This window comes from Pseudoneobacillus rhizolycopersici (genome assembly GCF_054786815.1).
Window position 1 is genome coordinate 78,313 of the sequence record NZ_JBTOOE010000004.1, and the last position, 20,508, is coordinate 98,820.

22 protein-coding genes are annotated in these 20,508 nt (G+C 44.1%); 5 read left to right on the plus strand and 17 right to left on the minus strand.

The annotated features are described in order from the left end of the window. Positions 1-81 precede the first annotated feature (81 nt). On the plus strand, positions 82-513 hold the full coding sequence (locus ACX9YW_RS06085; RefSeq protein ID WP_460343386.1) for a YwpF-like family protein: 432 nt from the start codon (positions 82-84) through the stop codon (positions 511-513). Between the two features lie 88 nt (positions 514-601). Here the strand turns inward: ACX9YW_RS06085 and ACX9YW_RS06090 are convergent, their stop codons facing one another. From ACX9YW_RS06090 to spoIIID, 8 genes are all read right to left on the minus strand, one after another. After that, positions 602-748: a hypothetical protein gene (locus ACX9YW_RS06090; protein ID WP_460343389.1), complete on the minus strand. Its 147-nt coding sequence runs from the start codon at positions 746-748 to the stop codon at positions 602-604. Between the two features lie 20 nt (positions 749-768). Beyond that, positions 769-1,167 (minus strand): hypothetical protein, encoded by a 399-nt coding sequence (locus tag ACX9YW_RS06095; protein WP_460343392.1) that lies wholly within the window; start codon positions 1,165-1,167, stop codon positions 769-771. 160 nt (positions 1,168-1,327) lie between these two features. Further along, entirely contained in the window at positions 1,328-1,636 is a 309-nt protein-coding gene (locus ACX9YW_RS06100; protein ID WP_460343395.1) for a hypothetical protein, read from the minus strand. A gap of 165 nt (positions 1,637-1,801) precedes the next feature. Beyond that, positions 1,802-2,191, minus strand: a complete 390-nt coding sequence (locus ACX9YW_RS06105) for a hypothetical protein (protein WP_460343398.1) — start codon at positions 2,189-2,191, stop codon at positions 1,802-1,804. 232 nt (positions 2,192-2,423) lie between these two features. Beyond that, positions 2,424-2,846 (minus strand): 3-hydroxyacyl-ACP dehydratase FabZ, encoded by a 423-nt coding sequence (gene fabZ, locus ACX9YW_RS06110; protein ID WP_460343401.1) that lies wholly within the window; start codon positions 2,844-2,846, stop codon positions 2,424-2,426. Positions 2,847-2,945: 99 nt separating this feature from the next. Next, positions 2,946-3,221, minus strand: coding sequence for a DNA-directed RNA polymerase subunit beta (locus tag ACX9YW_RS06115; protein WP_460343404.1), 276 nt, complete (start codon positions 3,219-3,221; stop codon positions 2,946-2,948). A gap of 213 nt (positions 3,222-3,434) precedes the next feature. Beyond that, on the minus strand, positions 3,435-4,439 hold the full coding sequence (locus ACX9YW_RS06120) for a rod shape-determining protein (RefSeq protein ID WP_460343407.1): 1,005 nt from the start codon (positions 4,437-4,439) through the stop codon (positions 3,435-3,437). Positions 4,440-4,880: 441 nt separating this feature from the next. Next, positions 4,881-5,150 carry a sporulation transcriptional regulator SpoIIID gene (spoIIID, locus tag ACX9YW_RS06125; RefSeq protein ID WP_460343410.1) on the minus strand — a complete coding sequence of 90 codons (270 nt, stop codon included), beginning with the start codon at positions 5,148-5,150 and terminating at the stop codon, positions 4,881-4,883. Positions 5,151-5,714: 564 nt separating this feature from the next. Between spoIIID and ACX9YW_RS06130 the strand changes: the two genes are divergently transcribed. After that, complete coding sequence (locus tag ACX9YW_RS06130; RefSeq protein ID WP_460343413.1) at positions 5,715-6,713, plus strand: BsuPI-related putative proteinase inhibitor; 999 nt, start codon at positions 5,715-5,717, stop codon at positions 6,711-6,713. 331 nt (positions 6,714-7,044) lie between these two features. Here ACX9YW_RS06130 and ACX9YW_RS06135 read toward each other — a convergent pair whose 3' ends face one another. The 3 genes from ACX9YW_RS06135 to spoIIQ form a co-directional block, all read right to left on the minus strand. After that, entirely contained in the window at positions 7,045-7,641 is a 597-nt protein-coding gene (locus ACX9YW_RS06135) for a pyroglutamyl-peptidase I (protein ID WP_460343905.1), read from the minus strand. Positions 7,642-7,710: 69 nt separating this feature from the next. Continuing rightward, complete coding sequence (gene ggt / locus ACX9YW_RS06140; RefSeq protein WP_460343416.1) at positions 7,711-9,318, minus strand: gamma-glutamyltransferase; 1,608 nt, start codon at positions 9,316-9,318, stop codon at positions 7,711-7,713. Positions 9,319-9,586: 268 nt separating this feature from the next. After that, positions 9,587-10,456 (minus strand): stage II sporulation protein SpoIIQ, encoded by an 870-nt coding sequence (gene spoIIQ / locus ACX9YW_RS06145; protein WP_460343419.1) that lies wholly within the window; start codon positions 10,454-10,456, stop codon positions 9,587-9,589. Positions 10,457-10,556: 100 nt separating this feature from the next. On the opposite strand from spoIIQ, the gene ACX9YW_RS06150 reads away from it, so the two are divergent. After that, the gene (locus ACX9YW_RS06150) at positions 10,557-10,982 is read left to right on the plus strand and encodes a VanZ family protein (RefSeq protein ID WP_460343422.1); all 426 of its coding nucleotides are present in this window, start codon (positions 10,557-10,559) and stop codon (positions 10,980-10,982) included. Between the two features lie 134 nt (positions 10,983-11,116). On the opposite strand, the gene spoIID is transcribed toward ACX9YW_RS06150, so the two are convergent. The 3 genes from spoIID to ACX9YW_RS06165 form a co-directional block, all read right to left on the minus strand. Further along, positions 11,117-12,166, minus strand: a complete 1,050-nt coding sequence (gene spoIID, locus ACX9YW_RS06155; RefSeq protein WP_460343425.1) for a stage II sporulation protein D — start codon at positions 12,164-12,166, stop codon at positions 11,117-11,119. A 282-nt stretch (positions 12,167-12,448) separates the two neighbouring features. Beyond that, positions 12,449-13,759 carry a UDP-N-acetylglucosamine 1-carboxyvinyltransferase gene (gene murA, locus ACX9YW_RS06160; RefSeq protein ID WP_460343428.1) on the minus strand — a complete coding sequence of 437 codons (1,311 nt, stop codon included), beginning with the start codon at positions 13,757-13,759 and terminating at the stop codon, positions 12,449-12,451. A 32-nt stretch (positions 13,760-13,791) separates the two neighbouring features. Then, positions 13,792-14,574: a YwmB family TATA-box binding protein gene (locus tag ACX9YW_RS06165; RefSeq protein WP_460343431.1), complete on the minus strand. Its 783-nt coding sequence runs from the start codon at positions 14,572-14,574 to the stop codon at positions 13,792-13,794. A 284-nt stretch (positions 14,575-14,858) separates the two neighbouring features. On the opposite strand from ACX9YW_RS06165, the gene ACX9YW_RS06170 reads away from it, so the two are divergent. Both ACX9YW_RS06170 and ACX9YW_RS06175 read left to right on the plus strand, forming a co-directional pair. After that, positions 14,859-15,425 carry an REP-associated tyrosine transposase gene (locus ACX9YW_RS06170; RefSeq protein ID WP_460343434.1) on the plus strand — a complete coding sequence of 189 codons (567 nt, stop codon included), beginning with the start codon at positions 14,859-14,861 and terminating at the stop codon, positions 15,423-15,425. Then, positions 15,409-16,953: a YifB family Mg chelatase-like AAA ATPase gene (locus tag ACX9YW_RS06175; RefSeq protein WP_460343437.1), complete on the plus strand. Its 1,545-nt coding sequence runs from the start codon at positions 15,409-15,411 to the stop codon at positions 16,951-16,953. Before ACX9YW_RS06170 ends, ACX9YW_RS06175 begins: the two co-directional genes overlap by 17 nt. A 157-nt stretch (positions 16,954-17,110) precedes the next feature. Here ACX9YW_RS06175 and ACX9YW_RS06180 read toward each other — a convergent pair whose 3' ends face one another. The 3 genes from ACX9YW_RS06180 to nuoN all read right to left on the minus strand — a co-directional run bounded on the left by ACX9YW_RS06180 (position 17,111) and on the right by nuoN (position 20,503). Continuing rightward, positions 17,111-17,344 (minus strand): DUF1146 family protein, encoded by a 234-nt coding sequence (locus ACX9YW_RS06180; protein WP_460343440.1) that lies wholly within the window; start codon positions 17,342-17,344, stop codon positions 17,111-17,113. A gap of 114 nt (positions 17,345-17,458) precedes the next feature. Then, complete coding sequence (locus ACX9YW_RS06185; protein ID WP_460343443.1) at positions 17,459-18,853, minus strand: S-layer homology domain-containing protein; 1,395 nt, start codon at positions 18,851-18,853, stop codon at positions 17,459-17,461. 129 nt (positions 18,854-18,982) lie between these two features. Beyond that, the gene (nuoN, locus tag ACX9YW_RS06190) at positions 18,983-20,503 is read right to left on the minus strand and encodes an NADH-quinone oxidoreductase subunit NuoN (RefSeq protein ID WP_460343446.1); all 1,521 of its coding nucleotides are present in this window, start codon (positions 20,501-20,503) and stop codon (positions 18,983-18,985) included. Positions 20,504-20,508 lie beyond the last annotated feature (5 nt).

Below are 20,508 nucleotides of genomic sequence, written 5' to 3' on the forward strand. Positions count from 1 at the left end.
TAAAGGGTTTTGGTGGCTTTTTTGGTGTGTGGTATAATGGTAGTAGTAGGTTAAAAGGTTATGTGAAGGGGGTTTGCTTGGTTGAAGACATTTAAGTTGGTGTCGTTGCAGGTTGTTGAGGATACGGGACTTCTGGACATTCCGTTAGAGGATGGACTGATTATTAACCGTGAGGATGAAAAAAATAGCTGGCTGCTTGAGGCCTTCACCTCTGATGTTCATCTGCCATTTTTCCAAAGTGCATATGATTCAAAGCAAGACTTGATTGTCCAAGTAGTCATTACGAAAAAGGAAAATGATCCGGCTACGTTCCAAACGAAGGTTTGCTCAGTGAAGAAATTGGGCCAGCATGTTAGCATTTTGTTTGAGGGCATCCTCAAGCGAGCAAGGAATAATTATGCAGAGCAGCTTTTGGACCATCTCCTCCAAAAAGGCCTGGATGGCTCAGCCCTTATGCAGGAATTTAAAGATAAAATGAAAACGAGACCCGTGCTAGAGAAAACCAAAAAGTAAACTCCCTCACTATGGAAGTAGACAAAGACGGAAAGGAGTACAAACTTCAATTCCCTTCCTTATTTGTCACCTCCGTCTTGGGAGTTTTTTAGTTGAGCAAATCACTATCAAAAACGTCCATCTCCGGATAGCTCATTAATTGGTTAATAATATACTCAATGTCTTGTTGCTTAAATTTCAGGTTCGGAAGCTCCTTCTGAAACGTTCGAAAATAAAGGATTTCTGCCAGTTTCAAATCCTTCTCAGAGGCTGGCTTTAGCTGCTCTTCTTTTTTTTTACGATTTCCTTAAGCTTCTCGATAACGTACTTTGCTTCCGTTTTGCAGGAATAGTCATACTCCTCCCGCGCTTCCTTTTGCAACGCAGCAATTTCATCCATTTGCGCCTCCGTCGGCTCCTCGGATAAAATCTTATCAATGCTTTCTTCCATTTTCTCCGCCAACTCCTCGTGGAATTGGGGGTTATTTTTAATATCATCAGCTAGTTTATCATACCAAGAGGCTTGATTATGAATATACTCCCGCCATTCCGCTAAAAATGCGGCCATATCCATTTTCGACTCATTCCAATCAATGCGGTTCATATATTGCTCAAACACCGTTGAGATGGAACGCGTAATGCTAATCTTTATGCCTGGTGAAAGATCTTTAAACATTGTTGTAAAAGTACCTCCCAAACTTTATCTCTACCCTGTCAACCATGTTACCACAAATAACTGCCGAGGTAAAAAAAAAGTTAAGCATTATTAGTAACTTTCAAACCTTCCTGTAAAAAAGTAGCAAAAGGGCAGGTTAAAGCACCTGCCCTAAATCACTTTATTCATCTTTATTGTCACGGTCTCTTGCATCGATATCATCCTCAACGATATCCTCTTGCGGGGTATTCCGGTCCTTTGATGGATCCTTATCACTTGGTGTGTTAATGTCTTCGCTTTCTGGATAATGGTCGTTGGTCAACTGGTCATCCACATCATTGCGAACATCATTTCCATTCATGTTCGTTCTAACATCTTCCGGGGGCGGATTTTGGTTATCATTGTCATTATCATTATTCATTGCACATCCTGAAAGAAGGGAAATGGACAAAACTGTTCCACCTAAATAAGATAATAATTTTTGTTTCATGCCGATTGCTCCTTTCTTATCGTAGAAGATTTTATAATGAACCTGTGCTATTTAAATTGCCCTAATGATTTTAAAATATGTATAAAAATAAAACGCCCTGGAAGATTGTACCCAGAGCGAGCGATGGTTTGTCATCATTCGTATTAAAAGACAGAAACGTTTTATTTATTTTTTGTTTTTATTTAACATGTCGTTATTATTAGTCGTTCCTGGATTGTTTGGGCCATTTGTGCCAGTCGTACCAGTTGTTCCCGTCGCACCTGTGGTCCCAGCTCCTGTATTGCCTGTTGTACCTGTACCGTTCGTTCCGTTCATGCCGTTATTGCCGGTCGTACCATTGTTGTTCAAACCGTTATTGCGATCATTAAGGTTGTTATTGTCATTCATGTCTAAATCATTATCATTATCATCATCGTCAACACGGTCGTTGTTATTTAACATATTATTGTTTTCTGGCGGTGGATTTAGATCATTATCATCATTATTGTTACAACCGACCATTAACATCGCGGCTAACGCCGAAACCCCTAAAATCGATAATAGTTTTTTGCTCATCAAAAGAGCCCCCTTCTTTCCTCATGTTAATTTGGACCTACAACGAATTATCGGTCTTGAGTTATCTTGCCCTAAAAAGAAACGAACTTGCATCCAAAATAAAAAAAACACTTTAGCGCTTTAAAGCAAGTGTATTTTTTAAAACACTAAAGCACTTTAGTGCTTTAGTGCTTTAAAAAACTCGGGGACAGTCCCCACTTGCTTTAAAGTGCTAAAGTGTTTCTCACAGTTATTATTTTAGGGCGAACATGATTTCGGTTTCGCAGACGATTTGGCCGTCGACGTAGGCGATGCCTTTGCCTTTGCCCATGGATGCACGGACGCGGGTCATTTCGACTTCGAGGCGGAGCTGATCGCCCGGCTTTACTTGTCCGCGGATTCGACAGTTATCAATACCGGTGAAAAAAGCCAACCGGCCTTTGTTCTCCTCTTTCATCAACATCGCGACTGCACCAACCTGCGCTAATGCTTCCACGACCAACACACCTGGCATCACTGGGTAGTCCGGGAAGTGCCCGTTAAAGAAGTCTTCATTGGCGGTAACGTTTTTAATTCCGACTGCCCGTTGACCTTCTTCCACTTCCAAAATTTTATCGACTAATAAAAACGGGTAGCGATGGGGAATGATCTCTTTGATTTGATTAATATCTAGCATGGTTTAGTACCTCCTCCTAATAATAGGTTTTAAAACTATTGTACAAAAAGAACCTAAATGAAAGCAACAAAAAAGAAGAGGTTCATCGATAAACCCCTTCTACTTCTTATTTATCATATCCAAAATATGAGTCCATGTTTCTGTCTGCAGCGCATCAAACGGCCGACCGTTCCCAATGACGCCGTAGCCGACCAAAAGTCCCGCTAATACGCTTAGCGCCGTCAAAACTAACACAATCACAACTTTTACCCACACCGGAATAAGACGGACACGAATTTTCTTCCGCTTCTCGCGCAATGTCTCAATATCTTTTTCAAGCTCGCGGAATTTCTTCATTTCCCCGCGCGTCTTCACCTGTTCGCGATCCAAAGTCATGGCTGGTAACTCCTTTTAAACACTATTCGTATAGGATGTCCATTGATATCCTAACACACATATCTTCTATTATAAAAAATTATTCCCATTTCCACATCAACTTTTTTCGTCCACGGTCATTTTTCGAAAAAAACTGACCATGCCACTTGCTACAATTTTACCATAAAACAAAAAAAGACGGACCCAAATGGGGGTTCCATCTTTCTATGTCTATTACCCAAAGCGTCTAGACGACGGCAGACGGTCAATGTTATCCAGCATAATTCCCGTTCCAATCGCGACGCAATCCATTGGATTTTCCGCGATAAGTACCGGAACCTTCAGCTCATCGGCTAACAGTTGGTCGATGCCGTGCAGTAACGCACCACCGCCGGTTAAAATTACACCACGGTCGATGATATCAGCCGATAGCTCAGGCGGTGTTCGCTCCAACACGCTCTTCGCCGCTTGGACAATGACCGCAACGGATTCGTGTAGGGCTTGTTCGATTTCTTTTGATTGAACGGTCAGTGTGCGAGGCAAACCGCTGACCATGTCACGACCGCGGATTTCCATTTCCTCGTTGCGCCCGCCTGGGAACACGGTGCCGATATTGATTTTAATATCTTCAGCCGTCCGTTCACCGATTAATAACTTATATTCACGTTTGATATAGTTCAAAATCTCCATATCAAATTTATCGCCGGCCATTTTAATGGAGGAGGACGTTACGATGTCACCCATGGATAGTACTGCGATATCCGTCGTCCCGCCTCCAATATCAACAACCATATTTCCACTTGGCTGGAAAATGTCCATTCCGGCCCCGATTGCCGCCACTTTTGGCTCTTCTTCTAAATAAACCTTTTTCCCGCCGCTTTTTTCAGCTGCCTCGCGAATCGCCTTTTGTTCGACACTTGTAATATTTGTTGGACAGCAGATCAAAATGCGCGGCTTCGATAAAAAGCCTTTCACGTTCAACTTGTTAATAAAGTGCTTGAGCATTGCCTCGGTTACATCGAAGTCGGCGATGACTCCGTCCTTTAGCGGGCGAATCGCCACGATGTTACCCGGAGTCCGTCCGACCATGCGGCGCGCCTCTTCACCCACCGCCAAAACCTTATTCGTGTTTTTATCAATTGCCACCACAGACGGCTCGTTTAACACAATCCCGCGACCCTTTACATGGATCAGCACGTTCGCAGTCCCTAAATCAATACCGATATCCCTAGCAAACATTGTCTTTCTTTCCTCCTTGAAACGGGTTGTCTAGAGCTACATAGAGTCCATAAATGATTCCATGTAAAGTCCCAAAATAATTATTTATTCATAGTTTATCGCTGATGGTTATTAATTATATGCTTCATAATTTGGCTAATTATTCTAGACGAACCAATGATTATCCTAATTGAATATTTTATCATAATCAGGAGGAATACCATAATGATTTCATAATTTTTGTTGAAATTTGTCTAAATTCGTGGATTTCATAGGGAATTATGCCCGGTTCTATATGGAGCTGAGCAATTTTTTGGTAAAATTGCAGCCAGTTCCGCCTAGGTTCGTTCGCAATTGACCAAGGTGAACCTGGTGCTACTAAGGGTGCTACTATTCGACCTTAGTAATCCTGGGATGACCTGATGCTGCTAGTGTCCCCGGTACCCTGACACTCCCATTAACCTATTTGAGCGTTTCTTCCTTTTCTTCACGACGGTATTTCAGCTTCGTCGCTTCGCCACCACGCAAATGGCGAATGGATTTATGATAATCTAAAATTTCTTTCACTTCATTTGCCAGCTCGGGATTAATTTCAGGAAGCCTTTCCGTTAAATCTTTATGGACTGTACTTTTGGATACGCCAAACTCCTTCGCAATCGTGCGAACTGTTTTCCTCGTCTCCACGATATACTTTCCAATCTTGATAGTTCTCTCTTTGATGTAATCGTGCACACCACTCGCCCTCCCTAAGTTGGATGTGAGAAGTGTGAAATGAGACTCGCTTTTCGCTTCGACGTCCTACTGCCGATATCCGCATGCTTGGGGGCTTTTGGTAAAAAAGTGCCAACCCTCTTTCCACGCATGCGCCAGAATGTGGCCAAATTTGACCCCATAATCTGATTTTGCCATGAATAAACATATCCTCAACTAAAATCAAAAGTTTCTACAAACGACCCCTCACCTCAAACCCCTCTTTGATAAGGTTTGTAACATTCTATTAGCTTGGTTTCCAATATATGCACAAAAACCCCAACACGGACAAGACCTCCCCAAGAATTTTTTGAAAATAGGACACTTTCGCACTTTAAAGCATGTGGGGACAGTCCCGCTCCGCTTTAACGCGGTGAAGTGTGTGGGCATCGGACCAGATTTCGCTTTCGCACTTTAAAGCGTGTGGGGACAGTCCCCACATGCTTTAAAGCGGTGATGTGGTGGGGTGTGTTTGTTGAGGTGTAACGTTTGATGTGTCGGTTTCGTCTATTGGTTTTGAAGGATTGATTTTTGGAGGTGGAATTGTTGAAGAGAAGATGGTTTGTTTGGGTTTCGGCGGTGTCTTTGCTTTTGCCGACGACGACAACGCTGGCCAGTTCTGTTAGCGAAGTTTCAGTGACAGATGTAAATCACCAGTCCAGTGTTACTTCCGTACAGGAAAGTTCCAGCCTAAAGTTAAGTATCGAAAAGAAATATGAATTTTTGAAAGCGCAAGGAATTTTAAAAGGGAAGCCTGACGGCAAGGCTCATTTCGAGGCGAAGCTTTCACGCGCCGAACTTGCTGTTAGTCTTTATCGTTTATTTAAGCTCAAACCACCGGTTGCTAAAATTGCTCCTTTTGCCGACACGACGAAACATTGGGCAAAGGATGAAATGATGGCAGTTAAATTGCAAGGTTGGATGGAGCCTTTTGATGGATGGAATTTTCGTCCCAACCAAAAGATGACGATTGAAGAAGTGGCTCAAGTTTTAGCAAAAGCCGCTCAACTTGAAGTAAATGACGGTGTGTCGGTTGAAAAACTGCCGGCAAGCGACTGGGCTCAGGGCGCTCTTTCCGCCGTGGTGGCAAAAGAGTTCCTTCCTAAGGAAACAGATTATCGAAAGCCTGCGACAAGAACGCATCTTGTCCATGGCCTTTATGGGGTGTATCAATTCATGAATACGAATGGTGGCATTTGGGCAGGCGGATTAGAACCTAAACTTGCAGTGGAGCCTTTAGGGGATCACAATTACCAATGGACCTACATCGTGAAAAACCAAACGGAAAAGGAACAGATTGTTAACATAAGTGCGAGTATCTATGACTATATCCTGAAAAAAGACGGCAAAAAGGTGGAACAATACACCGATAATAAAAAGTGGATCATGGTCTACCGCGAAAAGACGTTAAAACAAGGGGAAGAACTGACATTTTCTGGTGAATTCATTGATCTCGAAAAGGGCAAATACGAACTCGAAATCTGGCTCATCGACAGCAAATGGCCAAAAACCAAAACCAGCATCGAATTCGAAATCACCGAATAAACAGACCTCATCATTGTGCATAGCCGCATTCGCCATCACTTTAGCACTTTAAAGCATGTGGGGACAGTCCCCACACACTTTAAAGCGTTAAAGTGGTGGTATTTTTTTTAGTAGTGGTTGGGTCGTTATGTTTATTATTTCCCGAGAAATTTGTCGATTAGGATTTAAGGAATCCGCATTTTTATCCAGCGCTTCAATGGTAGTTTCATCTTTTTCTGTCGAATTCCAGTCGAAAAATAGCTCTATGCATGTAGGAAATATTTTATTAATAGACTATCCTTTTCTAGTAAGAAAAACAGCCCTCTATCAAGAGGGCTGTTTCATTTTTCTACTATTCGATCGTTTCAATGATCTTCGCTACCGCTTCCGTCAAATCTCTCTCAGACCAGCTTGCCATTTCTTTTTTCGAAACAGCCGCTAGACCATGCGAGGCTGGGATATGAATGAAGCCCGCTGGAATCTTACCGTCTACCGCATGTAAAACGGTGTACATAATATTATTACACAAATACGTTCCCGCCGTGTTCGAAATCCGTGCCGGGTAACCCGATTCGTTCAACACATTGACCATCTTACGGATTGGCAATGTTGAAAAGTATCCATCCGGACCGTCCTCCACAATCGGCGCATCCTCCAAAGCCACTCCAGTGTTATCCGCCTCACCATCACGACAATTAATCGCGATACGCTCAGGTGTAATCGCGGCTCTCCCCGCTGCTAAACCGAGCGAAACAACGGCATCTGGCCCCAATTCCTCTATCGCTGCCAAAATCTTTGGACCTGCCTTTTCATAATCCACAGGCAGCAGTAACCCAGTTACTTGAAATCCACCGATTTCCTGACCATCGAGTGCGTTCACAATTGCTTCCGTTGGATTTATCGGAAATCCTAAAAATGGTTCAAATCCAGTTAGTAACAGTTTTTTCATCATGCCACGCCTCTCCATTGAAGGGTTTCAGTGGCTGATTCGTTTCTTACCGACTCAGCCTGTTCCTACCTAATAACAAGCAATACTGCCATCCGTCCGGTGCTCAGTTCCGCCAATCAGCACACCTGTCTCCGGATTGCGCATAATCACCTGACCACGGCCAAATCCGCCTGAATCATGGGCAACCGAAATTTGATGCCCCCTCTCAACTAACTGGCCAATTAAATGATTCGGGAACGTATGCTCAACCTCAAACTTTTTGCCTTCGACCCACTGCCAACGCGGTGCATCAAGTGCTGATTGCGGATTTAACCCGAAATCAATGATATTCATCGCGACCTGCACATGCCCCTGTGGCTGCATATATCCACCCATTACTCCAAACGGGCCAACCGCCTCGCTACCCTTTGTTAGGAAGCCCGGAATAATCGTATGGTACGTCTTCTTCCCAGGCGCAAGCGCATTTTCATGAGCCGGATCAAGCGAGAAATCATGGCCGCGGTTTTGCAAGCCGATTCCGGTGCCAGGCACCACCACTCCCGACCCAAAGCCCATATAATTACTCTGAATAAATGACACCATATTACCCTCGCCATCTGCTGTTGCCAAATACACTGTTCCACCCTTTGGCAACGAGCCTGGCTCAGGGGTGCGCGCTGTCTCGCCAATCAACTCGCGGCATTGTTTGCCATATTCTTCTGATAAAAGATCAGCCACACGCGTCTTCATCACCGCCGGATCGGTAATATATTCCTTCCCGTCCGTGAACGCCTGCTTCATTGCCTCAAACTGCAAATGAACCGTGCGCACATCATCACGGTGGGCAAACTGATCATTTTTTAACATATTCAACGCCATTAGCGCCACTAGTCCTTGTCCATTCGGTGGGATCTCCCAGACATCATAGCCCTTGTAGTGGACAGAAATCGGATCGACCCATTCGGCACGATAGCTTGCTAAATCTTCTTTTGTTAAAAATCCGCCAGCTTCCTTGGATGCTGCAGCTATTTTATCAGCCAGACTTCCACGGTAGAAACTCTCCGCACCCGTCTCAGCAATTTCCTCCAGCGTCTTCGCATGGTCCTCTGAGGTCCACAATTCACCAACCCCAGGTGCCTTGTCATTTGGTGCAAATACGCGGAACCATTCAGCGAATTCCGGCCCCTCCAAGCGCTGCTTATAAATTTCGTGTGCCCGCTTCCAATATTTTGCTAGTATCGGAGACAGCGGATAGCCATTTCGCGCATAATCGATGGCCGGCTTTAAAACCTCTGTAAGTGGCAAGCGACCAAAGCGTTCGGATAGCATTGCCCAAGCAGACGGCACACCTGGAACCGTTACTGGAATCCAGCCATGCGTCGGCATTTTTTCGTGTCCTAGCTCTTTCACTTTTTCGATAGAAATCCCCATTGGCGCTGGACCGCTAGCATTAAGACCGTGCAGCTGCTTGTCCTTTGTCCAAACAAGCGCAAACGCATCGCCACCAATACCGTTGGACGTCGGTTCTACGACCGTTAGACAGGCCGCTGTTGCGATGGCCGCGTCAATGGCATTTCCACCCTTCTTTAAAATTTCTAAGCCAGCCTGAGCCGCCAGAGGCTGCGACGTCGCAACCATACCACCCCGCGCCACCGTCGCCATCCGCTTAGAAGCATATGGATATGTATGATAAGGCATTCTAACTTCCCCCTCTTCCTTTACACTTCGATTCTCGAAATAATTATAACATTAGTCCGAAAATTATGAAAGAATCTTTAGCGCTTTAAAGCATGTGGGGACAGTCCCCGAGTTTTTTAAAGCGTTAAAGCACTAAAGTGCTTGATGCTTTAAAAAATATACATCCTTTAAAGCACTAAAGCGCGACACCACTCCCCCGCCACACAAAAAAGAGCAGGTGCTGATTGAATCTGCACCTGCTCTTGTGTTAGATCTCTACGCTACGCTTTTAGGGATTGGTTGCGTTTGAGTCGTCTTTGATTTTGTCGCTTTTACCATCAGAAGTGCCAGTACCTTCGGCGTTTTTATTACTGTCGATGGTCTTGCTTTCTTCTTCAGTGGTTTGCTTTTCAACATTTCCATCATTTTCAACCGCTTCTTCTTGCACCGCTTTTTCCACCACTACGGAACTCGCTGGTTTTTCAAAAAACTCAATCGGGTTCACAGGCGTGGTGTCTTTGCGGATTTCAAAGTGTACGTGTACTCCAGCTTCTTCGTTCAACAAGCTTTGCCCAGCCATAGCAAGAGCTTGTCCTTGCTTCACTTCGTCGCCTTCCTTTACCTTAATGTCGGTAATCGAAGAGTAGTGAGTTACGACATTATTGTCGTGCATGATCTCAACCACATTTCCTAACAGCGTATCATTCGTTTCTACCTTAGTGACAGTCCCGCTTAACGCTGCCTTCACCTCGAACGAATCCCCGCTCATCGTGACATCAATTCCGGTATTTGGTTGGTAGGAATTGTTGTAGGAAACTAAAGCCGCTTGCTGCTGCTCATCGCTTCCGTTTACATCATAGAATGGCTTTTGAACTGTTGCTTGCTCATGATTTGCCAAAGGCCACTTAATGTTTTCTAACGCCGTGTTAACTTCCATCGCTGGAACAGGAGGTTTGTTTTTACCTACTAAGTCAGTTGCGTTATAATCATACTTGTTGTCCTTTGTAGCGTTATTGATGCTGCTAGTTTGATACCAAAATACGGCTGTTAAAATAAGGGCTGCACTTGCAATATAAATAGCTGGAAATACCCAACGCTTTTTCATAAAGCGCTTGAAACTTGAATCTTGAGAAGTCCGTTTCTTTTCTTCCTCTCTCATTTTCATCACCTCAGCAATCAGTCTTAACGCATTTTGGTGATTATATACAATTATCTAAAAATTTTTTTTGGACTTATTTTTCGACAAAGTGAGCACGATTATGCATGTATTTGAAAATATTTTTTTATTGGGAGGTTTTTTAAAAGTGAAATTTACCGCGAGGAAATTATTATGGGTATTGCCAATCCTCTATATGCTGGCGGTTTGGCATATGTCGAGCAGGCCGCAGAACGCTTACGTCGAGCTGTCGAATTTAGACGTTGATCGTTTTATAAAAGAATCCCTACATCTCGTTGAGTTTGCCATTCTCTACCTATTGTTTGTAATGGCCGCTCACTTTAATGGTCGATTGACAGCACGAAACAACCTTATCTTTGCAGTGATCGCAGGGCTTTACGGACTAATCGACGAATTCCACCAAAGCTTCGTCCCTTACCGCTCTGCCACCCTCATCGACCTAATCAAGGACATCACTGGCGTCACCATCGCCTACCTAGTCATTCGCCGCCGTCAACCCAGACGCTGAAATCAAAAAACACTTTAGCGCTTTAAAGTGTGCGTATTTTTCACAGCACCAAAACGCTTTAACGCTTTAATGCTGTAAAAAACTCGGGGACTGTCCCCACATGCTTTAAAGCGCTAAAGCCCCCAGCCCATTCACTATTTTTTCGCAGTAACAGTATTGAGGTGTTCTTCGGCTTTGCTGATGTTGATGCCTTTATAGTAGTATTTGACGATTTGGTCGTAGGTTTTGCCTTCTTTCGCCATTCCGTTGGCGCCATACTGACTCATTCCGACACCATGGCCATAGCCTTTTGTTTTTATCACTATATGATCGCCCTTTTTCACCCAAGAAAAGTCGGATGATTTCAGGTCGAGTTTTTCACGGACATCTTTACCGGTTAACGTTTTCCCACCGATTTTCACCTTCGCAACGCGATTTCCTTCTGTTCGCTCTGTGATTTCGCCAATCACATCGCTACTACCAGCCAGTCTAATCCCTAATCGCCGTTCAAATTCCGCTATCGGCATCACAACTTGATTATTAAACTTCGGTGATTCCTTCACGTCCCACGGGCTCGCGACACTTCGCAAATAGGGGAAGCTATTAGACCAGTAATCCTCTGAGTTTTCAGTAAAGCCATTGCTCGTCGAGAAAAAAGTGGATGAAATTGGCTCTCCTTTATATGTTAAAATTTGCCCCTTCGTTGCAAGGACGGCCTCTTGGACTTTTTGTAACTTCCACGCAAATTCTTCCGGCTTCCAAATCTTCCTTAAATCATCTTCATTTCGATACACCTGATGGGTAACAGTATCAGTCACCATCGCTCCCTCAGGAACACCTAAACGCTCACCGCTTAACATTTGCCTAATAATGTAGGTCCGTGCCGTTAATGCTTGAGCCTTTAAGGCCTCAAGTTCAAATTGTGCCGGCATTTCTGCCGCTACCACTCCAACCACATAACGCTCAAGTGGTATTTCCTCCATTTTTTTTGCCGCCATTCGGTAAACCGCCACTTCAACAGCTGAATCATCTAACTGCCGAGCATCCACAGGCACCGCCTCCGGTCCACTGGCTTTACTTAAATTTTCCCCCAATTTTCCGCCCAGCCTATCGTCTGAAAAAGGTAAAACAAGCAGCGCGGGAATAAGCAAAGTGATCGCAAAAAGAACAGCAGCTAGTACGAATAAAGGTTTGAAATTTTTCATGATATCGATCCCCCATTTGAAGAACTTCTACATTCATACTTATGGGAAAAGCCCACCTAATATAACCACAAATTTTTCTAAAACAAAAAACACTTTAGCACTTTAAAGCGTGTGTATTTTTTTAAAGAACAAAAGCGAAAAATCGCTTTTGTTCTTTAAAAAAACTCGGGGACTGTCCCCGAGTTTTTTCAAATACCCAAGCCACAGTGGCTTGGGTATTTGAAAAAACACACATACATTAAAGCGCTAAAGTGTTTTATCATTTTTAAAGACGGTATGCTGTTATGCGTTTAGGTCAGTGATGATTTTATCTACTACATTTAGGGCATCGATATCTTTGATGCGTTCGATGTCTGCACCTAGGCCAGCTAGTTTTTGGTGGAAGTTGACGTAGCCGCGATCTAAGTGTTTCAACTCGGTCACGCGTGTTACACCTTCCGCTACCAATCCAGTCAGCACTAATGCAGCAGCTGCTCGCAAGTCGGTTGCAGACACTTCTGCTCCTTGCAAATCAGCAGGGCCAGACAAAATGACAGAACGACCTTCAATTTTAATATCGGCATTCATGCGGCGGAACTCCTCCACATGCATAAAACGATTTTCAAAAACCGTTTCGGTAATCATACTCGTACCGTTAGCGCGCAATAATAACGCCATCATTTGCGATTGCATATCAGTTGGGAATCCAGGGTGAGGCATGGTCTTAATATCAACAGCTTTTAACCGCTCCGGACCAATCACGCGAACTCCGTCTTCTTCCTCAATACACAAAACGCCCATCTCTTCTAGCTTCGCAATTAACGAAGAAAGATGCTCAGGTACAGCACCTTGTACTAGAACATTCCCTTCCGTAATGGCCGCGGCAACCATAAATGTCCCCGCTTCAATCCGATCAGGAATAATCGTGTGCTCCGCTCCATACATACGATCGACGCCTTCAATCCGAATCGTTCCGGTACCCGCACCGCGAACTTTCGCACCCATGCTGTTTAAAAAATTCGCCAAATCAACAATTTCAGGTTCTTTTGCGACGTTTTCAATAATGGTCGTGCCTTTCGCAAGAGTAGCAGCCATCATAATATTTTCAGTCGCACCCACACTAGGAAAATCTAAATAAATTTTCGCTCCGTGTAAACGGCCATTCTCTGCTTCCGCTTCAATAAATCCGTTTCCTACTTTCACAATCGCTCCCATTGCTTCAAAGCCTTTTAAATGCTGGTCAATCGGGCGTGACCCAATCGCACAACCTCCTGGTAAAGCTACGCGCGCACGTCCATTTCGCGCTAATAAAGAACCCATCACTAATACGGAAGCTCTCATTTTACGAACATATTCAAATGGCGCTTCAATCGTTAACTCCTTGGATGCATCTACAACAACTTGATTATTTTTAAACTCCACATCGGCGTTTAGATAACGTAATACTTCATTGATCGTATATACATCGGAGAGAGTCGGCACATCTTTAATTGTGCTTTTCCCTTCACTGGCTAATAAAGTGGCAGCAAGTACAGGTAAAACGGCATTTTTTGCTCCCTCAACCTTGACGGTGCCGTTTAAGCGCTGTCCGCCGCGGACAATGATTTTTTCCAAGAGTATTCCCCTCCGCGTCCAATTTCTCTATATTAATATTCAATCGTGATGATTGGTGTGCCAATTACAAGGCTGGTATTTCCGCCCAATCCGTTCGATCTAATCGCAAGCTGCAAATTCATTGCTTCATTTTTAGTTTGAATAGACTCGGCAAATAATGGCGAAGAGGCCGAAATGGAGACAAACGTTGGTTCTTGAAGAGCTTCAATTTCCTTTGCCTGAAAAGCACCGAGCCAGTTATCTGCAGAATTTGTTAAAGACGTACCCATCTTATCATTGATATCTGCTTTCATACAAGAGAAATTTGTTGCTTTTCCGCGAAATATGTTGGATTTCCTTGAATTCCATTTATTCTGAAAAAAGTCCCTAGTCTGGTCGTTCCATTTTGTCCCTTTTACCTCATATAAGAGATACGAATGAAATTGTTCATTTGTGAGGGTAGCCATAATTTGAATGGTTTCTTGAAAATTTTTTGTAGAGTTTTTATTAGTAGCAATGGCTTTCCAGTTGCCAGATTTTTGATCATCATGAATAGTCCAGTCCCAATTCGGGAATTCTTTTTGTAGCCTTGTTTGTAGTTGGACAACTTCTTTCTTGTTGGTAAAATTGGTCAAATGCTCGCGGGAATGCGTCGCCCACTCTTGGATATCAACGTTTTCTTTCTCTAAAATGGATCCAATCGTCAGCAACTCATGCCATTGAATCTGTTGAGCTCCATTCGCAACAATCGTCTTATTCCCAAATTGAAAAAAACTTAAACCAACCAACAAAAATATCGAAATAACCAAAATAACTCCAACCAATTTCTTATCCATCTCTCTACTCACTCTCCCCTTACCTACCATTCTCTCCAAAACAAAGCCAACCATACATGGCAAAACTCGACAAAAAGGGAACCACTTTAGCACTTTAACGCATGTGTATTTTTTACATCACTAAACGCTTTAGCGCTTTAGTGATGTAAAAAACTCGGGGACTGTCCCCACATCCTTTAACGCGTTAAAGTGTTACTGTTCACATTGTTGTCATTTTTTGGGGGAAGGATTTTGGGAGATGGTAGCGAATTTTTGGAGTAAGAAATTATGGAGGAGGTTTTTTTATGCCCAGAGGTCATCGCATTTGGGTTCCCGGGATGACGTATCACGTTACGAGTCGAGGGAACAAGCAGGCACAAATCTTTATCGACAGAAGGGATTTCCAAAAATACTTAACCTATTTAGCGGAAGCGAAAGAGCTCTACCCCTTTAAGCTTCACGCCTACTGCCTCATGTCGAACCACAGCCATCTCCTCATTGAAATGCAGAAAGATCCTATCACCGACATCATGAAATTCACCCAGACACGTTACGCCATTTATTTTAACCACCGCTACGACCTAAGCGGACATGTTTTCCAAGGCCGCTTTAAAGGTGCACTCATCAAGGATGCCGAGCATTTTCTAAACGCCAGCCGCTACATTCATGCCAATCCGGTCGAAGCCGCCATTGTCACGAAACCAAACGAATATCCCTGGAGCAGTTATTCTTCCTACTTTTCCTCCGAGCCGAATCCCATTGTCGAAACCGAGCGCATCCTATCCTTTTTTCCTGAGCCGAAACACGAACACTACCTCCAGTTTATGCAATCTCCCAAAAAGGAGAGCGAACACTATGTCAGTCATTATTAACAGCATCGGCCTTCGCGGTATGCAGGGCTACATTGTCAAGGTCGAGGTAAAGGTCATAAACGGGCTGAACTCCTTCACCATCGTCGGTCTGCCCGACCTTTCCGTAAAAGAAGCGAAGCAGCGCGTCATGGCCACCCTACTTTCCCTTGATAATGCCAATCTTTTAGAAAAAAAAATCATCGTCAACCTGTCACCATCGGAACAAAAGAAAAATGGACCGTTTTTTGACCTTGCCATCGCCGTGGGAATCATTCAAGAATTAAACCTCTTTCCAACGTTAAAAATTCTAGCCACCACCGCTTTTTTAGGCGCTCTTTCCTTAGACGGCTCCGTCCAACCAATAGAAGGCATCCTACCAGCGATTCTGGCAGCGAAAACAATCGGCCTGGAGCAAATCATTTGCCCCTACCATCCGAGCCTTCATGGCCTAGAGCTTCGCAATCTCGAAATCATCTTTGTCTCGACCTTTGATGAAACCATGCAATTTCTTATTGATAAAAAAATACCTTGCCCCACACCTGAATGGTTCGTTCCATTCGACCATTCCGTCAGAAAAGCCCCATTCCAACGGCTCGATTTTTCCCACATCATCGGACATTCACATGCCAAACGAGCTTTGGAAATCGCAGCAGCAGGCGGGCATCATGTCCTAATGTTTGGTCCGCCCGGTTGCGGCAAAAGCCTTTTAGCTGAAAATTTCCCGACCATCCTGCCACCATTAAATGCCGAGCAACAGCTTGAGGTGCAAAGCCTTTATCAACTGGCAGCTGCTAACGGCGCTAGCAAACCAGCATTAAACGAACTACCTTTCCGGCAGCCTCATCATTCTTCCTCAGCAGTTTCCCTCATCGGCGGCGGTTCCAATCCCAAACCGGGGGAAATCTCACTTGCTCATAATGGTGTGCTGTTCCTTGATGAAATGGCAGAGTTTCCAAAAAAAGCATTAGACATGCTTCGTCAGCCTTTAGAAAGTGGGCACATCACGATTAGCCGTGCCCTTTCAACGGTTACCTATCCGGCGAGATTTATCTTAATTGCCGCTTTAAATCCTTGCCCCTGCGGATTTCGGAATTCAAACGAGAGATTTTGCCTTTGCTCCCCAAAACAAATTCTCTCCTATCGCCGAAAAATTTCCGGACCTATATTGGACCGATTCGACATCGTCCTTCAGCTTAAGTCTGTCAACTTTGAAAAGGAGGCTCTTTTGGTAAACGCTAGCTCCCTGGAACCATCAAAAACAATAAAAAAACGCGTCATCAAGGCGCGCGAAAGACAATATCAACGTTATGGCGGTGACCATACCTTAAACGGTTATGCTACAACCGAGCAACTGTTAAAAACAGTGGGCCCAAATCTTAGAATGTTAGAGCGTGAACTACAAAAATTAGCCATCACCCATCACCTAAGCACCCGAGCCCAAATCAAAATTATTCGCCTTGCCCAAACCATCACCGACCTATCAGGCATCGACGGAATCACCAACCAAGCCCTCCAAGAAGCCATCACCCTACACCAAACCGAATTCTAACCGAATTCGGTCTTTCTTTCACCCCTACCCTTCACCGCGGTGAAGCATGTGGGGACTGTCCCCGAGTTTTTTAAAACACTAAAGCACTAAAGTGTTTTGTGTTTTAAAAAATACACATGCTTTAAAGCACTAAAGCGAATTACCTCTACTTACTCCGTTAAAGCAACAGCTGGAGTTGGCGGGACCAGTGGAGGTAGGTGAGGAGGAAGTTGCTTACGATTGAGCCTAGGGCGATGGAGAGGAGGATGTAGAGGATGCGTGCTTGGAGGATGTGGTTGGCTTTGAGTAACTTGTCCAACCGAATCGCTTGTAACGCCCACCATGAGAAACCGATGCAAATTAGGTTTACAACGATACCAATTAGCGCGTCTGCACCGACTGAAGCTTCCATAATAGTTGAACCTCCTTAGATTCCTAAACTTCTTTTATTCTATCATAGCCATTCTTCTTTCACCTTCAAAAAAAATCACCTAGATTAAACTAGGTGACTGCACAATCAAACTCACTATGGCCGCGGATAATCAACTTCCACGACTTTCCCATTGGCCATTTCGACCTTAATCTTCAGGCCGTCTATTTTAAACGAACGGACGCTACCCTTAACCAGCTGTTTCTGCTGGCTACCGTCATAATACCTACTATATAAACCTTGAGAATTGTAATAAAACATTCGGCTACCATCGACCGCAAAGGAGCGGAAATCTCGCATAGCGGCATCCTTTTGCCCATTCTCCACCCGATCATTTCTAATAACAATATCCGTTAAAACCTTTGGTGGGGTATGAATCGGTCCGGACCGCACATAAAGGCTAACCTTTACATCCCCATTCCCGGCTGAACGAACATTACCTAAAAACCGGTTGGTCATGATACTATGGAAATTAAACTTACTGTAATCAAAAGATTCAAAAGGAAAACTATAATATTCATGAAACTTTAAATCAGCCTTTGGATCATCCAATAGCTTCGGGTCAACCAATAGCTGCAAGTACGAGCGGATCGGTCCGTTAAAAGCGGAGCCGCGAATGATAATTGGAATGGCTCCCACGCCAAAATTAGCGCCCTTATCCAATTCCACCGTTAAATCGTCGAGATTTTTATTCAGCTGATATTTTAAGTCAATTTTCAGCCAGAAGGCGATTCTTTCCTTATCGACTATCGTAATGACCTCATTACTCTCAACATGCCGAGCCAGCAATGCATCCTCAGTTAATGATAATTTCCATTTCCCAAGCTCGACTTCAGACTGCAATTTTCCTGAATTGATTCCTTGATAATAAGGATACAAAGACATCTTCCCATTTAAAGCCCGAGCCAAAAACACGGAAAACTGAGCGCGAGACGTCCAGTCATTCGGAACAAATTGAAACTGCCCTTTCCCCCAAGTAATCCCATTTTCGGCAATTGAATTAATCTCACTGAAAGCCCAATGCGTTTTTTCAATATCTAAAAAGCGCTGATTCCATTCTTGTTTATAGCCCATGGCCCGTCGTAAAATCGCGGCCATCTGGGCACGCGTTACATATTCCCCAGGACGAAAACGGCCCTCCTCATCACCACGGATGATCCCCTCAGCCGCCACCGCCGCAATCGCCTGATAATAGTAAGATTTTGGACTGACATCCTTAAATCCAGGATTCGGCCGTTCTTTTACCGACAGCTTCAATGCTTGGACCATCATCCCGGCCACTTGGGCACGGGTAATCGGTTCGTTCGGGCGAAAAGTGCCATCAGCATAGCCGCTAATGATGCCTTGCTTGATTAAATAATCGACTTCTTTTTCAGCCCAAAAGCCCTTCTCCTTCGGAAGATCCTTAAATCCTAAATTCGATGCTTCCACACCATTTACAACTGGACATACAAGCAAAATTGCCAAGATCATGATGAAAAATCGTTTCAACCTAACCTCCTCCTCCCACCTCCATTATACTAAGTACACAAGGAAATTACGCATACAAAAAAAGGAAGGAGTCCCCTAACTCCTTCCTTTCTAACCCTATTAAAATTTCTCCCAAAATTACTCGCTGTACTACTCTAAAAAGTCCTTAAACTGACTAAAGTTGTCATGCAGGAAGTCTAACGCTACGTTCGGCATTAAGCCAAGCACGATTGTTCCAGCGACGCTACCGATCAATACGACCAATAACGCAACCGGGATGTTAAACTTGCTGTCATCCGTTGCTGGTCGGAAGAACATTTGCGTCATGATGCCAAAATAGTAGACATAAGACACAACGGTTGTCGCAATCATGATCGACGCCAACACATAATGCGCTGGTTCGGTCGCGAATGCGCCCATGAAGATGTTTAATTTTCCGATGAATCCAGCAGTTCCCGGGAACCCGGCCAAAGAAATCAGCAACACGCCAAATGTAACCGCTAAAATTGGCGCACGACGGTACAAGCCGGCAAACTCGCTAATATCCTCTGAGCCACTCTTTTCACTCACCATTTGGATAATCGCGAACGCCCCAACGTTCATGAACAAGTAAGCCAATAAATAGAACCAAATGGCGTCAAACGTGAAATAACTCATGCTGGTGAATGCTACTAAAATATAACCCGCATGGGCAATACTAGAGTAAGCAAACAGGCGTTTGATATTGCGCTGACGCAAGGCAACCACGTTTCCGATGATCATCGTTGCCCCGGCGATAAAGCCGATATAGTCTTGCAAATGCAACAGCATCGGTAGTGAATCCATCGCCTTACCAGACGGTAATGAACCAAACACGCTGACAAAAATTCGAATCACAATCACAAAGCCGGCTGTCTTCGAAACAACGCTCAAGAACGCTGTGACAGGTGTTGGTGCCCCTTCATACACATCTGGAGCCCACATATGGAACGGTGCCGCAGCTAGCTTAAAGCAAAGCCCGACAAACGTCATAAAGAAGGCGATACCCATTAAATAAAGCTGTTGATCATTGGCACCCATGCCTAGCAACACGCCGGACATGTTTTTAATATTGGTTGTGCCTGTTAACCCATAAATATAACTCATCCCGAACATCGTAATTGCGGTAGCAATACTTCCGTTGATGACATATTTCATTGCCGATTCGTTTGACTTTATGTTGTGTTTCGCGATTCCTGCTAAAATGTAAGACGAAATCGACAGCAACTCTAAGCCGACGAACAACGTGATTAAGTCACCTGAAGAGGTCATCATCATTGCCCCAAGCAATGCCGTTAGGAATAAATAGTAGAACTCACCTTTATACTCAGCAAGGCCATCTTTTTTCTTAAAGCTAATCGCTAATAATAAAACAAGTAATGAGCCAATTAATAAAATGAACTTAAACGCCTTCGCGAATGAATCTAAGCGGAAGGTGTCGTATAAAATAGCCGTCACAGGCTCGTCAATTAGCCCGACTAGCGAAATCGTCGCCAAGGCAACCCCGGCAACCGCCATCCAACCGAGCAGCTTGCGATTCACTGTTTTTGGCATAAATAAGTCTAAAATTGATAATAATGTCGCTACACCTAGGATGATGAACTCAGGTGTCATGACGCTCCACTTAAAATCTAGCAATTGTTCAAGCTCCATCCTTC